The sequence below is a fragment of the Rhizobium sp. WSM409 genome (genome assembly GCF_057653825.1).
Window position 1 is genome coordinate 725,137 of sequence record NZ_CM172794.1, and the last position, 13,451, is coordinate 738,587.

Sequence of the window (13,451 nt, forward strand, 5' to 3'; positions counted from 1 at the left end):
CACAGCATTCCGGCTTGATCTCGGCCATTCTATGGGCTCGGCAGAGTCAAGGCGTGGTGTCAGTCCACAGCTCCGCGGTGTCGGGCTTAAGGCCTGAGGCGCCTCAGAGAACGTTGTCCCAGGCCGCCAGCGCGGCGACGACACCTGGCAGGTCGTTCATGCGCGAGATTGCCGTTTCGGCGCCGGCATCCGTTAATTTGTCGGCATGGGCGGGATAGCTGTGCGAGGCGCCGGTAAAACCGATGACGCGCATGCCGGCGGCACGTGCCGCATGTACACCGTGGACGGAATCCTCGACCACAACAACCTTGTCAGGCGAAACGCCCATCTGGCTTGCGCCGTGCAGGAAGATGTCGGGCTTCGGCTTGGCGCGGTCCGGGCCAAGATCCTTGGCGGAAAAGATGTTCGGCGCAAACAGCGGCTTCAGGCCCACCTTGGTCAGCATCATATCGAGCCGCTTGGTGCTCGAATTCGAGCAGATGCAGCGCTTGATCGGCAGCCTGGAGAGGGCGAATTCGACGCCCGGAATGGCCTGGACGTCCTCTGCCAACCTGAGGTCGAGCATATGCTCCGATTTATCGAGCAGCGAGGCCGAAAACGGGATGCTCGCCTCGCGCTCGATCTGCAGCAGGATGTTGCGCCATGTCATGCCGGCGAAGCGCTCGCCCATTTCCTCGACGCCGATCGGATATCCGGCCTCTGTCAAAAGCACGGATTCGACTTCCGCCGCGATGATTTCCGAATCGACGAGAACGCCGTCGCAGTCGAAGATGATGAGGTCGAAGCCGTCCATATGTTCACGCCTTGCTGAAAGTCTGGGCTGGAAGCCTGGGTCTTGTCCGGGAATGCTGCGGCTTTACACGATGCCCGGCCAAAGCTCAACCAGATCTCAAGCATGGCTGCGATGCGGCAGACGGCCGGCTCCGGCGTCGCTGCCGGATCGGCGGCGTTGGCCGTCGGCATCCCGGCCTCGACAAGCAGGAACCCGCTCGTCACCGAACGCGCATGGGGAGGGAACAGGAAGGCACAATCGCAAGCCGCATCAGCCGAATGCTCGCCGGGCGCATCGTGCGCGGCGCCATAAAATGAGAGCGCCTGGAGATGACGATGGAATGACGTCGGCAGGATTGCCCGCCGACGTCATGGCAAGTTTAAAGCGAGCTCAGAAACGCGAGGGACGGCATAAAGAAATATTCGCCTCCCTTCATCTTCACCGCTTGAGGAACTGTTGCAACGGTTTTGAGGGAGCTGGGATCACCCCAGATGGCAGCTCCTTCCATATCTGGTCGCGCAGCATCTTGTTTTGTTTGACCGATGACCGGATCGACCCCAGGCGGTGGAAAGCCAGTTGGAACGGCTGGGAAACCGGGATTGTTGGCCCAATTTTTCTGCGTGAATTCGAACTGATTGCCTATGTCACTGTTGAACGCCATGAACAACAGACCGACGTATTTACTCGGCTTGTTGGCGATCTTGCCATCGTTCGGATTATCTGTTCGCACGCCATAGGTCTGGCCGCGTCGGGCCATGAGGTGCTTGCGCTCGCCGGCAATGTTTTCGAACCCGCCCGACCCTCGCGGATTGGTTTTCCGGATATGCCCTGAAAAGGGACACTTCGCGCCGCTCTTGTCGCTGAAGTAGTTGAAGTTGTTCGGGACGGGTGACTCAACTCCGTCTTCTGACTGCATCGTGACCGGCGTTCCGTCCTCAAAGCGCCCGACGACCATGGCGCCGGCCCTTTCGTCATCAGATCCGAATAAGCGATCTGCCAGTTTCTGCTCCTGCCTTTTGAAGCGGCGGACGTTTTGTTCCAGCTTCCGGTATACGAAGTAGCTTCCGAAATGAACGGCCGGATCGGGCGCTGCTGGATCTGGAACAATAACCTGTTCTAATGGGAAAGCCGGATCCCAGTTCGCAATCCCATCTGTCGCGTTTTCTTCCGCGTCGATGTCTTCCAGCAGAAACAGCGGCTGGCTGCGCCCATCGACATAGCCAAAGTGTTCGATACCTTCTTCATTGTCATTGTGAAGGCCCAGGCCATCTTGCGTCCCTACGATTGTTACCCCTTGCGAGGCTTGGATCAAGTTTACCACCTGATCATGAGCAGTGACCTTGGTGTCATTGAGCATATCTCCCACCAAAACGACCGCATGGATGGGATTGCGAAAATAAGAATCCCACCTGCTGACATCGGGGTCATTCAAGTCGGAATTTTGCATACCCGCGCGGAATATCGGATCGCTCGGTCTTTGGGCGATTTGGAGGGCTTGATAGCCCGCGTCAGTAAGGCCAAGCCCAATGTACGGCGTTCCCGGCGTCGAAGGTTTGGCTTTGAATGCTTCAATTTCCATTAAATGTTGCTTCGCCGATTTCATCAGCGTCGTGGAAATTGCCCGAAGGAAGCTTTTCGCAGCCTCCTTATCGTCAAACCGCAGAAAAAACAGAGTCAAAAACTCACGAACATGCGCCTTGATGATGTTCGGCTGAAGATTGTTAAGCATAGTGCTGTCGTCAGTTGATAGATTTTTCCATGAGATTGGAGAGTTTAACGTGACGGACATCTTGCATTCCTCCGTTAATGACGTCGTCATTAAACAACAGGTAGCATATTAGAGTCAACGCAACCATTTATTATTTGATTTGTATTTCTAATGACGGTTTGAATCTTTTGCCATTTTTGATCTACAAACGAACCTATTGATATCGGGTGCTCACCCGCCCTCTTGGATAGGCTCTGCTGCCAGATCGGCTGAAGAGTGCAGTGACTGCCGGTCGTCTCCCGCTGAGAAGAGGATGGAGCGACTTTCCGCCGCCCGGCGCGCCCAGCCTTTGTCGAAGAAACTTGACAGCAGGGCCTCGCCGAGACTGCCGGCAAGATGAGCCCGCCTTTTGTTACAGTCGAGGCAGGAGCGGCAGCCGCGATGATCTGAGGTCCCCGACGTCGCCGGAATGAACAATGGCGAGCAGATAGCAGCCGTCAGGCCGCCAGCTGCCCACCCCGGCGTCCGGCTGCAGATTGCGTCGAAGCCGTCGCCCGAAGCCTGAACCGGGAAACCAGTTCACGCAGCGTGGCAGCTTCCTGAGCAAGCTGGCCGGATGCCGCGGTGGATTGCTCCACCATCGCGGCGTTCTGCTGGGTCACCTGGTCCATGGAATTGACGGCGGTGTTGACTTCGGCAAGGCCGGTCGACTGCTCTCTGGCCGATACGGCGATTGCATCCATGTGCTGGTTGATGCGGGCAATCTGCTCGCTGATCGCCTTCAGAACCTGGCTGGTGTCGAGAACCAGTTTGACGCCGCTTTCCACTTCCACCGAGGATTTCTGGATGTGGCCTTTGATTTCCTTTGCCGCCTGAGCCGATCTCTGGGCGAGTTCCCGCACTTCCTGGGCGACCACGGCAAAACCCTTGCCCGCGTCGCCGGCGCGTGCCGCTTCGACGCCGGCGTTCAGCGCCAGCAGATTGGTCTGGAAGGCGATCTCGTCGATCACGCCGATAATGCTGGAAATCTGCTGCGACGAAGCCTCGATGCGGCGCATGGCTTCTTCGGCATGCGACACGACTTCCGAAGACTTGGCGGCGTTGCGGTTTGCATCGGTCGCTTCCGTGCGCGCCTCGTCGGTCCGCTTGCTCGAGTTCGAGACATTGGCGGTGATCTGATCGAGCGCTGCGGCGGTTTCTTCGAGAGAGGCTGCCTGCTGTTCGGTTCGTTTTGACAGATCGCCGGCCCCGGATGCGATTTCCCTGGTGCCTTCGTCGATCGCGGCAATGGCGGTCGCAATCGCGCTGAGCGTCTGATCGAGCTGCCGGATCGACATGTTGAAATCATGCCGGAGGTTCTCGAAATCAGGCGCGAACGGCTCATCGATCTGGAAGGCAAGATCGCCGGATGCAAGCCTCTTCAAGCCTGCGGCGAGGCCTGATGTCGCCGCCCGCAGCCGTTCGGCTGCATCTTCGTCGGCCTGCTTGCGCGCCGTGATCCGCTCGGCTTCGCCCTGCAATCGGGCTGCCTCGGCGTCTTGCTCAAGCTGCTTATTGGCAATCGCCGCCTGGCGGAAGATTTCGACGGCCGATGCCATCGTTCCGATTTCATCGGTGCGGCCGATCCCGGTGCAGGCAATTGCTGTGTCACCGTCGGCAAGCTTTTGCATGTCGTTGGAAAGCGAAAGGATCGGCTTGGTGACGGTCTTGCGGGTCAGGAAATAGAGCCCGAGCGCAAACAGCGCGGCCGCAGCCAGAAGTGCTTTCAGAACAATATCGACCGAAGCTTTTATGTCGGCGCTATGCTTGGAAATATCGTCCGACGCCGCCGTGATCTGGTCCCCGGTCTGTTCCATGGCCGTTTCCAGCGTCGAGAACTGCGCCATGAATTCCGGCAAGGCCTTCAATGCCGCCGAGGGATCCTGGCTCGCCAGATCGACAATCTTCGTGGCGCTTTCGATATAGGTCAGAAGGGGACGTTCGATGCTGGCAAGCAGCGCCTTGGTCTTTTCGTCGGCGGCAAGAGCCTTATTGGCGCCAATCATCTCACGGAACGACGCGTCGTGCTCCACCAGATCCGCCTTCACCGCGGCAGGGTCTATGCCTGCTGCCGGGTTGGAGGCAAGCATCGACGCCAGCACATCCGCGCGCATTGCATCATGCATCATGTCGGCCTGCATGTGGTTGCGCAGAATTTGCGCCGACCGGGCAACGTCGGCGTTGTTTTCGGAGAGGGTCGAGGCGGACCAGATGCCGACGCCCGTAGCGCCGCCCGCCAATGCGAAAATCGCGATGCTCGCAATGATGATCTTATGCTGGATCGACGCCATGACAGGGCTCTCTCGTTAATTTAGAACGTGAGAGTAGCCGAACATGCTTAATTATTTTCTTAGCACCATATGGCTTAACGGCGCGAAAACAACAGGTTGTAGCGGATATTTCACTTTCGAAGAAGGGTTGAGCTCTTTGTGGGTCGGGCGGATGCCCGCTACCGATAGGATGACGGACCTGCGCGAGTGCCGCGGCCTCGTCGAGGCTCATTGCTGCTTACCGGTCTGGGGCGTACGATGCACGTACAATGGGAGAGGGACCATGAGGCTTTCAGCTTTCGTCCGACCGGCGGCAGCCGTAGTGCTGCTGTTTGCCTTCACATCCACCGACGTCATCGCCAAGGGCAAGCACCGAAGCTGTGCGCAGCTGCAGGCGATGAAGGATAATGCCCTGACCGGCGGAAAGCATGCCGGGGATGGCACCGACAAGAGAGCCAAGATCGAAAGGAAGATGAGGAAGAAAGGCTGCTAGATCAGGATGATTTTAGGCCCGATCGGCCTAAAATCATCCTGATCTAAATCAAAGAAGTAGAGCATGATGTCGTCCGAAAACCGCTCACACTTTTCGGCATCATGCTCTAGAGGCAAGTCGCCGCTAGCTTGCGAGTACCGAGAGAACACGGTCTGGAAGCAGGCGAGCCTGTTGCCGAGACGGCAGAGATGCGCCTTCGTTGAGGATGGCGCGACATCCATCAAATCCGCCTCATGCCAGACTAACCGCAGTCCGGGGACTACCTTTGGCATTCTCATGCACTAGATGGCGATCGAGGAGGACGTCACCGCCGCTCTTGGGAGGAGAACAAGCGGCATGTCTAGAGAATGGATGAAGAGGAAGACTGCATGACGATCGAGGACATCATCGAAACCCTGGAAAAGACTGACATGCCCGACAGCCGGATCGACGCCTTCATCACCTGTGCCTTTCTGTTGAAGCAACTCCGGCCGGCCGAGCCCAACGATTTCGACGGTCCTCACGATTACCTGCCGAGCAGTATCAAGTCTGAGCACGGCTTCCTGATGGCGCGACCCTTCACGCACGACGTCAATCACGCCATCGATCTGTGCCGGGAAGTCCGGCCGGATGCGGTTTGGCACCTTGCCCGCGGCCGCCAGACACCGGATGATTCGCTCTACGGTGCGCAGCTGCGCGAGATCAAGGAGAGCGAAAGCGTGCTGGGTGAAGCCGAGAGCAATCACGCGGCGCTGGCGCTCACTCTCGCTGCGCTGCGGGCGCATGTGCGGCAGGAAGATGAAAAGAGGGCAGGGGATGAGGGCGCTTGATACCGCCTCGGAACCTCTTGCAGGTCCGCAATAACCTACGGATCGACCGGGAAGAGCTTCAGAAACTGCCGGTCGCCCTCCGGAGAGAACAGGATCGAGCGGCTTTCGGCCGTGCGCCGCGCCCAGCCTTTGTCGAGGAAGCTTGAAAGCAGCGCCTTGCCGAGGCTGCCGGCCAGATGCGCGCGTCTTTCGCTCCAGTCGAGACAGGAGCGGCAGAGCGGCCGGCGCGACGATCTGAGGTCGCCGATATTAATGCCGATGCGTTTGAGATCGCTTTCGCCCTTTTCCGTCAGCGCCAGGCCGTCTCCGACCGCGTCGATCGAGCCGGAGGCAATCAGGCTGTCCAGCATGCGCACGCCGTAATCGCCGGCAAGGTGATCGTAGCAGATGCGCGCCTTGCGCAGCGCCGGCTCCTTCGGTCCCGGCTGGTGGCGCAGATGGCCGCGCCCGGCGGCAAAACCCATCATGCTTTCGATCAGCCGGGCGACGGCCTCGTCGGCGAGCGTGAAATAACGGTGGCGGCCCTGCTTGCGCTGGGTTAGCAGCCCGCCGGCCTCGAGCTTGGCAAGATGCGTGCTCGCCGTCTGCACGGTGATGCCGCCGACGCCGGCAAGCTCGGTCGCCGTCAGCGCCCGGCCGCCGGTGAGTGCCGCCAGCATGTTGGCGCGGGCGGGATCGCCGATGAGCGCGCCGATCTGCGCAATGTCAGGACCTTCCTTCATAGTTCGATCGTAACCGAAGCATCGCCGTCAGGCAATGTGCGAAAACGGGTGGGCAGCCAAAGGAGAAACGATATGATCACCTGCTTCATCCGTTATCAGATCGACCCCTTCAAGAAGGAGGCGTTTGCCGACTATGCCCGCAACTGGGGCCAGGCAATTCCGAAGAACGGCGCCGACCTGATCGGCTATTACGGCCCGCATGAGGGATCGGCAACGACCGCCTACGGCGTCTACAATATCGAAAGCCTCGCCGCCTACGAAGCCTATCGCGCCAGGCTGGCGGCCGACCCGCTCGGCCGTGAGAATTACGAATTTGCCAGACGCGAAGGCTTCATCCTGAAGGAGGATCGCATCTTCCTCAAAAATGTCTCCGCCCCTCACGCAAAGCTGGTGCTGCCATGATCGCCGTCATCTTCGAAGTCGTGCCCTATATGGGCGAACGCCACAAATATCTGGATCTTGCCGGCGAGCTGCGCGCCGAGCTTGAAACGATCGACGGCTTCATTTCGATCGAGCGTTTCGAGAGCCTGACGACCCGCGGCAAGCTGCTGTCGCTCTCGTTTTTCCGCGACGAGGAGGCGGTGAAGGAATGGCGCAATCTCGAGGCGCACCGGGCAGCGCAGCAGGCCGGACGCGGCGGCATCTTTGCCGACTATCGCCTGCGGATTGCCAGTGTCGTCCGCGATTACGGCATGTTCGAACGCGACGAGGCGCCGGCCGACAGCCGCAGGGTTCACGACGCCGCCTGATCGCCGGCGGCGGCATTCTTGACGCCGCTCGGCAGCCGGCCGACGTCGGCAAAGTCTGCCGCTCACTCATCGGCCGGCCGAATAAATTCCCGAAATCGGCCACCGCTTCAGGCTTTGGTAACTAAGTTGCGTAACCATAACGGACAGTTAAGCGTAGAGCGTATGAGTGAGTATCAGAATGGCATCAGTTTTTCCGCTTGCCGACCTCAAGGCTTCCGTCAAGTCGGATTCCCGGCCGGGCTCTTGGGTTGACACGATCATCAAGGGCGATTGCGTCAGTGCCCTTGAAGCTTTGCCCAGCCACTCCGTCGATATCATCTTTGCCGATCCGCCGTATAATCTCCAGCTCGGCGGAACGCTGCATCGTCCCGATCAGTCGCTGGTCGATGCGGTCGACGACGAATGGGATCAGTTCGCCTCCTTCGAGGCCTATGACGCCTTCACCCGTGCCTGGCTGCTGGCCTGCCGGCGGGTATTGAAGCCGACCGGCTCGATCTGGGTGATCGGCTCCTACCACAATATCTTCCGTGTCGGCGCCACGCTGCAGGATCTGAATTTCTGGATCCTCAACGACATCATCTGGCGCAAGACCAACCCGATGCCGAATTTCAAGGGCCGCCGCTTCCAGAACGCCCATGAGACGATGATCTGGGCAAGCCCCAGCGCCAAGGCCAAGGGCTATACCTTCAATTACGATGCGCTGAAGGCGGCCAATGACGACGTGCAGATGCGCTCGGACTGGCTGTTCCCGATCTGCAACGGCAGCGAGCGGCTGAAGGGCGAGGACGGCAAGAAGGCGCATCCGACGCAGAAGCCGGAGGCGCTGCTTGCCCGCGTCATCATGGCCTCGACCAAGCCCGGCGATATCGTGCTCGATCCGTTCTTCGGCTCGGGAACGACGGGCGCCGTCGCCAAGCGTCTCGGCCGCCACTTCGTCGGCATCGAGCGCGAACAGGATTATATCGATGCGGCCTCGGCCCGCATCGCCGCCGTCGAGCCGCTCGGCAAGGCGGAATTGACCGTCATGACCGGCAAGAAGGCCGAAGTTCGCGTCGCCTTCAACGTGCTTGTTGAAAGCGGCCTGATCAAGCCCGGCCAGGTGCTGACCGACGCCAAGCGCCGTTATAGCGCGATTGTCCGCGCCGACGGCACGGTAGCATCCGGCGGCGAGGCCGGCTCCATTCATCGTCTCGGCGCCAAGGTGCAGGGCCTCGATGCATGCAACGGATGGACCTTCTGGCATTTCGAAGACGGGCAGTCCCTGCGCCCGATCGACGATCTCAGGTCCGTCATCCGCAGTGATCTGGCAAAGGCGTAGTGAGCAACGCCTCTACGGATCGAAACCACCTTCTTCCGATTTCCCTCCAGTTGCGGAAGAAGACCAAGGCGCCCGGGGTCAAACCCGGGCGTCCTCTTTTCAAAAGTCCTGGTAATCGGTGACCTCAACCCGTGTGACACGGCCTTCCGCGTTGAAGGTGATCGTCTCCTCGCCCTCGCGGATCAGCGGCTTGCCTGATTTGCTGTGGGTGGCGCGTACCGACCAGACCGATCGGCCGGAGAGCGGCGTCAACGTTTCCACCAGCGAATTTTCCGCCGTCTGATCGGGATAGTCGTCGAAGTAGCGCCGGAAGGCCGCCATGATCTCGGCGCGGCCGGTGAGATCGCCGACGCCGTTCGAGACATAGGTCGCGTCCTCGGCGAAATAGGCCTCGATGGCGGGAAAATCGAGGGCGTTGATGGCGGCGTGAAAACATTCGATTTCTTCTGCGGGGTCGAATGCCATGGGTCTCAGACCTTCAATCCATAAGCGGCAAGATCGCTACGCAGCTTCTCAGGCCCCGAAAACAGCACCGCATTCCAGCCATAGGCCTTGGCGCCTTCGACATTAACAGGTGCGTCGTCGATGAAGATCGTCGCTGCCGGATCGAGGCCGAAGCTTTTCGTATGCGTCTCGTAGATCGCGATATCGGGCTTGATCAGGCCGACATCGCCGGAAACGGTGACGCCGCGCGGTTTGGTCAGAAAGGGGAAGCGCGCCTGCGCCTCGCGGAAGGTGTCGGAGGCGAAGTTTGTCAGCATCGTCACGTCACGCCCTTCGGCGATCAGCCCTTCCATGATCGCGACGCTGTCGTCATAGGCGTGCGGCACCATCTCATGCCAATATTTGCGGAAGGCGCGGATATGCTCTTCGCGGGCAGGGTGCTGTTTTATCAGCAGCGCTTCGGCCTCCGCCCAGGTGCGGCCGCGGTCCTGCTCGATGTTCCAGTCATGGGTGCAGATATTGGCGAAGAACCAGTTGCGCTCGGTCTCATCGGGAATGAGGCGGCTGAAGGGAAGATGCGGATCGTAGTGAATAAGGACTTTGCCGATATCGAAAACGATATGTCTTATGTCGGTGGTCATGGTCATCCCTTGGATGTTTTAAACGCGAGAGGAATAGCCGCTGCGATCGCTTTTTTCATGATGGTTGGCAGTGCCTGTGCTTCAAGATTTGTAACCGGCTCCCACCATCCGTCATTCGTGCCGACCTTGGCAGCGATTGCCGCACGCCAGATCGAAAGCCTGAGCTCGAAATGGGTGAAGACATGGATGACGGTGCCAGAGGCCTGCCATGCCGCATCGAAGGGCGCGGCGGCGGCCGAGGTCTCGCCGTCGATGCGCGCCGTCCACGCCGTCGTCGGCACCTCGGTCATGCCGCCGAGCAGGCCGCTGTCGATGCGCCGCCGCAGCAGGATCTCGCCATCACCTGTTACCGCGATGAAGGCTGCGCCATATCTGACCGGCTTCTCCTTCTTTGCCGCCTTGACCGGAAAGAGCTCGGGATCGGAAAGTTTGAGCGCCTCGCAGGCACCCCGGAACGGACAGAGCGAACAGGCCGGCCGCTTCGGCGTGCAGATCGTGGCACCCAGATCCATCATCGCCTGGGCGAAATCGCCGGGCCGATCGGCAGGCGTCAACAGCGCCACCTTCTCTCTCATCGCGGGCTTTGCGGCCGGTAGCGGCGTGGCGATCGCATAGAGCCTGGAGATCACCCGCTCGACATTGCCGTCCATGACAGCCGCCTGCCGGTTGAAGGCGATGGCTGCGACGGCGGCGGCCGTATAGTCGCCGATGCCGGGCAGGGATTTAAGGCCCTCTTCGGTATCGGGAAAGACGCCGCCATGCTCGTTCGCCACCGCTTCGGCGCATTTCTTCAGGTTGCGGGCCCGGGCGTAATAGCCGAGCCCCGCCCAGGCGGCCATCACCGCGTCGTTTTCGGCTGCGGCAAGATCGGTTACCTCGGGCCAGCGCTGGAGAAATCGCTCGAAATAGGGTTTGACCGCCTGCACCGTCGTCTGCTGCAGCATCACCTCGGACAGCCAGACGCGATAGGGATCGGCCTTGACGCCGCGGGCCGCCATGCCGGGCGAAACGCGCCAGGGCAGGTCGCGGTGGTGGCGATCGTACCAGTCGAGCAGGGGCTTTGCTGAGGGCGTGTCGAGTGTGGTGATCGTCATGATTTGCCGCGATGGGGGGAAGTGCCTATACTTGACGAAGCAATGCCGCGCGATCAAGTCGCCAATACGAATTGGCATGCGAATTGGCGGCGTCGCTGAAGGGTTTCGATGAGTTATCCACGCAAAGGTGCAAAGCAGATCTCCGAACTGGCCAACGGGCTGATCGATCCCGTCCTTGCCCGGCGCGCCGGCATCAACACGGCGCTGCTTGGCTCGTGGAGCGAAATCGCCGGCGAGGATTTCGCAGATTGCACCCGGCCGGAAAAGATCGCCTGGGCGCGCGGCGGCAATGAGACCGGCGGCTTCCGCCCCGGTGTGCTGACGATTGCCTGCGAAGGCGCGCGTGCGCTGTTCCTCACCCATGCGCAGGGCGAACTCATCCAGCGCATCAACAGCTTCTTCGGCTTTGCCGCCGTCCACCAGATCCGCATCGTCCAGAAGCCGGTCTCACAAACCATCCGCCGCTCCCGCACCCCGCCGTCGCTGAAGGGCGAAGCCGCCCGCAAGCTCGAAGGCATGATGGAGGGCATCGAGAACGACAAGCTGCGCCAGGCAATCCAGCGCTTAGGCACCGCGGTGATGGGGAAGAAGGGACGATAAATGTGGCGCGTGCTCGATCGGAGCCAATGAAATCCACAGGCGGACCAATCGCATACAGGCCACGCCTTCAAGCGTTCCCGCGACCTGGAGACGTTTCAGACCATCGCTAAACCACACCCTTCTTCAGGATGAAGTTGCCATAGGGCCGTGTTTCACCTGTGTGAACCACCGCAAAGCAGGATTCAGCCAACGGATAATAGGTGAAGCGCTCGATCGATCTGCTCTTGATGCTGCGCTTTTCGACCGTCGAGCAGAGCAATTCCACATCCGCATGAACCGGTAGCATCGTGCCGGCCTGATCCGGATCCTCCATATGCATGAGCGGCTGTTCGACGAAGTGATCGAGCGGCATGACTGCCAGGATCGCCGCTATGGCGTCTGTGGCGCTCGCCGCGTTCATCGACACGAGTTTGCCGGTCACGGTCTTCTTCGACACGCGACACGCCGAAAAATTCTTGTCGACGATGGCGAGCTCATCCCCGTGGCCCATCGCGCTCAGTATCCACAAAAGATCCGGGCAAAGAATCGCCGGAATGTTTTTCAGTGCCATGTTTGCTCCTCCCAATAAACTCCAATATCACCATAATAGCTAACGAAAACGCTTGCGCAAACGTTTCGATGGCCATATATCGATTTCCAGCATTTCATTGGAGGATGAAATAGACCGGGTGACCGCCGAGCTGGGAGGCTTGTTCGCGGGCGGCAATATTTCCGACTTTTTGTTCTGGAGGTGACGCGGCGGCGGTCTGAAGCTGCGCGTCAGGCGTGATGGGGGAGGTCTGCAATCATGGCGACAATCACTGACGTTGCACGCGCCGCGGGCGTCTCGGTCTCGACCGTGTCGCACGTCGTCAACGGCACGCGGCATGTGAACGAAGCGACGGCGGCGCTCGTCAGGCAGGCGATCGAAACCCTCGGATTCGTGCCGAACGCCGTGGCCCGGTCACTGGTGCGATCATCGACGGATGCCGTGGGTATCGCGATCTCGATCAGCACCAACTACTATTTCAACGATATCGTGTCTTCTATCGAACGAGCCTGCGCGGCCATTGGCCAGCTCGTCTTTCTGTGCGACACGCAGAACGATCCGGAGACCGAGCTGCGGCTGGTCCGCGAACTCGTCCAGCGGCGGGTGGATGGGGTGATTCTGGCTCCGTCCGGCGATCCGGAAAACCGCGCCATCGACTATCTCAAATCGTCTCGCATGCCCTTCGTGCTTGTCGACCGTCTGACGGTTGCCGATGCGGACGGGGTTTGCCTGGACAACGAGGCGGCGATGGAGACGCTGATCGACCACCTGGTGGGCCACGGCCACCGTCGCATCGGCCTCATCGCCGGCGAGCCCGGGCTGCTTTCCACGATCGAACGCGTGCGTGGATATGTCGGCGCCATGCGCAAACACGGGCTGGAGATCGATCGCAGCCTGATGAGCGAAGGCAATGCCAACAGCGCGGATGCCCGCCAATCGGCGCTTGAGATCTTAAGCCGGGCGGACCGACCGACGGCGATCGCCTCGGGCAACAATCTGGCCACGATCGGCGTCATGCGCGCTGTGCGGGATCTTGGCTTGCGCATCTCCGAGGATCTGGCGCTGATCGGCTTTGACGATTTCGATTGGGCCGACTGCTTCGAGCCGCGGCTGACCGTCATGGCGCAGCCGAGCGAGATGATCGGCATGCAGGCTGCGGAAATGCTGTCCAGGCGGATCAAATCGAGCACGGAAGACGTGCGGCAGGTTCGCCTGCCGGCAAAACTGGTAATTCGCCGCTCCTGCGGCTGCGGAGGGCATTGA

The 13,451-nt window shown here is 60.2% G+C and carries 16 protein-coding genes and 1 pseudogene; 7 read left to right on the forward strand and 10 right to left on the reverse strand.

Annotation, left to right across the window (positions count from 1 at the left end):
• Positions 1 to 103: 103 nt before the first annotated feature.
• The 4 genes and pseudogenes from AC25BC_RS03475 to AC25BC_RS03490 form a co-directional block, all read right to left on the reverse strand.
• Entirely contained in the window at positions 104 to 793 is a 690-nt protein-coding gene (locus AC25BC_RS03475; RefSeq protein WP_012756366.1) for an HAD family hydrolase, read from the reverse strand.
• A 358-nt stretch (positions 794 to 1,151) separates the two neighbouring features.
• Positions 1,152 to 2,561: a Dyp-type peroxidase gene (locus tag AC25BC_RS03480; RefSeq protein ID WP_128440095.1), complete on the reverse strand. Its 1,410-nt coding sequence runs from the start codon at positions 2,559 to 2,561 to the stop codon at positions 1,152 to 1,154.
• A 150-nt stretch (positions 2,562 to 2,711) separates the two neighbouring features.
• A pseudogene (locus tag AC25BC_RS03485) lies at positions 2,712 to 2,940 on the reverse strand (hypothetical protein); the annotation flags it as partial.
• 37 nt (positions 2,941 to 2,977) lie between these two features.
• Entirely contained in the window at positions 2,978 to 4,810 is a 1,833-nt protein-coding gene (locus AC25BC_RS03490; protein ID WP_012756368.1) for a methyl-accepting chemotaxis protein, read from the reverse strand.
• A 262-nt stretch (positions 4,811 to 5,072) separates the two neighbouring features.
• Between AC25BC_RS03490 and AC25BC_RS03495 the strand changes: the two genes are divergently transcribed.
• Positions 5,073 to 5,282, forward strand: a complete 210-nt coding sequence (locus tag AC25BC_RS03495; RefSeq protein ID WP_003557162.1) for a hypothetical protein — start codon at positions 5,073 to 5,075, stop codon at positions 5,280 to 5,282.
• Here AC25BC_RS03495 and AC25BC_RS03500 read toward each other — a convergent pair.
• Positions 5,279 to 5,503, reverse strand: coding sequence for a hypothetical protein (locus AC25BC_RS03500; protein WP_012756369.1), 225 nt, complete (start codon positions 5,501 to 5,503; stop codon positions 5,279 to 5,281). The genes AC25BC_RS03495 and AC25BC_RS03500 overlap by 4 nt on opposite strands.
• Before the next feature lie 147 nt (positions 5,504 to 5,650).
• Between AC25BC_RS03500 and AC25BC_RS03505 the strand changes: the two genes are divergently transcribed.
• On the forward strand, positions 5,651 to 6,091 hold the full coding sequence (locus AC25BC_RS03505) for a hypothetical protein (protein WP_245459902.1): 441 nt from the start codon (positions 5,651 to 5,653) through the stop codon (positions 6,089 to 6,091).
• A 35-nt stretch (positions 6,092 to 6,126) separates the two neighbouring features.
• Here AC25BC_RS03505 and AC25BC_RS03510 read toward each other — a convergent pair whose 3' ends face one another.
• Positions 6,127 to 6,813, reverse strand: coding sequence for an ArsR/SmtB family transcription factor (locus AC25BC_RS03510; RefSeq protein ID WP_020397366.1), 687 nt, complete (start codon positions 6,811 to 6,813; stop codon positions 6,127 to 6,129).
• 72 nt (positions 6,814 to 6,885) lie between these two features.
• Between AC25BC_RS03510 and AC25BC_RS03515 the strand changes: the two genes are divergently transcribed.
• The 3 genes from AC25BC_RS03515 to AC25BC_RS03525 all read left to right on the forward strand — a co-directional run bounded on the left by AC25BC_RS03515 (position 6,886) and on the right by AC25BC_RS03525 (position 8,880).
• The gene (locus AC25BC_RS03515) at positions 6,886 to 7,215 is read left to right on the forward strand and encodes an NIPSNAP family protein (RefSeq protein ID WP_018069138.1); all 330 of its coding nucleotides are present in this window, start codon (positions 6,886 to 6,888) and stop codon (positions 7,213 to 7,215) included.
• Positions 7,212 to 7,562 carry an antibiotic biosynthesis monooxygenase family protein gene (locus tag AC25BC_RS03520; protein WP_128440097.1) on the forward strand — a complete coding sequence of 117 codons (351 nt, stop codon included), beginning with the start codon at positions 7,212 to 7,214 and terminating at the stop codon, positions 7,560 to 7,562. Before AC25BC_RS03515 ends, AC25BC_RS03520 begins: the two co-directional genes overlap by 4 nt.
• Positions 7,563 to 7,740: 178 nt before the next feature.
• Positions 7,741 to 8,880 (forward strand): site-specific DNA-methyltransferase, encoded by a 1,140-nt coding sequence (locus tag AC25BC_RS03525; RefSeq protein ID WP_017993203.1) that lies wholly within the window; start codon positions 7,741 to 7,743, stop codon positions 8,878 to 8,880.
• A 99-nt stretch (positions 8,881 to 8,979) separates the two neighbouring features.
• Here the strand turns inward: AC25BC_RS03525 and AC25BC_RS03530 are convergent, their stop codons facing one another.
• Genes AC25BC_RS03530 through mutY form a run of 3 tightly spaced genes read right to left on the reverse strand, consistent with a single transcriptional unit; the run spans position 8,980 to position 11,059 of the window.
• Positions 8,980 to 9,345 (reverse strand): nuclear transport factor 2 family protein, encoded by a 366-nt coding sequence (locus AC25BC_RS03530; protein WP_128440098.1) that lies wholly within the window; start codon positions 9,343 to 9,345, stop codon positions 8,980 to 8,982.
• A gap of 5 nt (positions 9,346 to 9,350) precedes the next feature.
• A complete protein-coding gene (locus tag AC25BC_RS03535; protein ID WP_026157271.1) occupies positions 9,351 to 9,965 on the reverse strand; it encodes an HAD family hydrolase in 615 nt (204 codons plus the stop codon).
• 2 nt (positions 9,966 to 9,967) lie between these two features.
• The gene (gene mutY / locus AC25BC_RS03540) at positions 9,968 to 11,059 is read right to left on the reverse strand and encodes an A/G-specific adenine glycosylase (protein ID WP_128407839.1); all 1,092 of its coding nucleotides are present in this window, start codon (positions 11,057 to 11,059) and stop codon (positions 9,968 to 9,970) included.
• A gap of 108 nt (positions 11,060 to 11,167) precedes the next feature.
• On the opposite strand from mutY, the gene AC25BC_RS03545 reads away from it, so the two are divergent.
• Positions 11,168 to 11,659: a DUF721 domain-containing protein gene (locus AC25BC_RS03545; RefSeq protein ID WP_128407838.1), complete on the forward strand. Its 492-nt coding sequence runs from the start codon at positions 11,168 to 11,170 to the stop codon at positions 11,657 to 11,659.
• 106 nt (positions 11,660 to 11,765) lie between these two features.
• Here the strand turns inward: AC25BC_RS03545 and AC25BC_RS03550 are convergent, their stop codons facing one another.
• Entirely contained in the window at positions 11,766 to 12,209 is a 444-nt protein-coding gene (locus AC25BC_RS03550) for an RbsD/FucU family protein (RefSeq protein ID WP_128407837.1), read from the reverse strand.
• Between the two features lie 237 nt (positions 12,210 to 12,446).
• Here AC25BC_RS03550 and AC25BC_RS03555 point away from each other — a divergent pair, with 237 nt between their 5' ends.
• Positions 12,447 to 13,451, forward strand: coding sequence for a LacI family DNA-binding transcriptional regulator (locus AC25BC_RS03555; protein WP_128407836.1), 1,005 nt, complete (start codon positions 12,447 to 12,449; stop codon positions 13,449 to 13,451).

Coding starts and splice junctions, on each gene's coding strand:
- AC25BC_RS03475 (WP_012756366.1), bottom strand. CDS start 793: ATGGACGGCTTCGACCTCATCATCTTCGACTGCGACGGCGTTCTCGTC.
- AC25BC_RS03480 (WP_128440095.1), bottom strand. CDS start 2,561: ATGTCCGTCACGTTAAACTCTCCAATCTCATGGAAAAATCTATCAACT.
- AC25BC_RS03490 (WP_012756368.1), bottom strand. CDS start 4,810: ATGGCGTCGATCCAGCATAAGATCATCATTGCGAGCATCGCGATTTTC.
- AC25BC_RS03495 (WP_003557162.1), top strand. CDS start 5,073: ATGAGGCTTTCAGCTTTCGTCCGACCGGCGGCAGCCGTAGTGCTGCTG.
- AC25BC_RS03500 (WP_012756369.1), bottom strand. CDS start 5,503: ATGGATGTCGCGCCATCCTCAACGAAGGCGCATCTCTGCCGTCTCGGC.
- AC25BC_RS03505 (WP_245459902.1), top strand. CDS start 5,651: ATGACGATCGAGGACATCATCGAAACCCTGGAAAAGACTGACATGCCC.
- AC25BC_RS03510 (WP_020397366.1), bottom strand. CDS start 6,813: ATGAAGGAAGGTCCTGACATTGCGCAGATCGGCGCGCTCATCGGCGAT.
- AC25BC_RS03515 (WP_018069138.1), top strand. CDS start 6,886: ATGATCACCTGCTTCATCCGTTATCAGATCGACCCCTTCAAGAAGGAG.
- AC25BC_RS03520 (WP_128440097.1), top strand. CDS start 7,212: ATGATCGCCGTCATCTTCGAAGTCGTGCCCTATATGGGCGAACGCCAC.
- AC25BC_RS03525 (WP_017993203.1), top strand. CDS start 7,741: ATGGCATCAGTTTTTCCGCTTGCCGACCTCAAGGCTTCCGTCAAGTCG.
- AC25BC_RS03530 (WP_128440098.1), bottom strand. CDS start 9,345: ATGGCATTCGACCCCGCAGAAGAAATCGAATGTTTTCACGCCGCCATC.
- AC25BC_RS03535 (WP_026157271.1), bottom strand. CDS start 9,965: ATGACCACCGACATAAGACATATCGTTTTCGATATCGGCAAAGTCCTT.
- mutY (WP_128407839.1), bottom strand. CDS start 11,059: ATGACGATCACCACACTCGACACGCCCTCAGCAAAGCCCCTGCTCGAC.
- AC25BC_RS03545 (WP_128407838.1), top strand. CDS start 11,168: ATGAGTTATCCACGCAAAGGTGCAAAGCAGATCTCCGAACTGGCCAAC.
- AC25BC_RS03550 (WP_128407837.1), bottom strand. CDS start 12,209: ATGGCACTGAAAAACATTCCGGCGATTCTTTGCCCGGATCTTTTGTGG.
- AC25BC_RS03555 (WP_128407836.1), top strand. CDS start 12,447: ATGGCGACAATCACTGACGTTGCACGCGCCGCGGGCGTCTCGGTCTCG.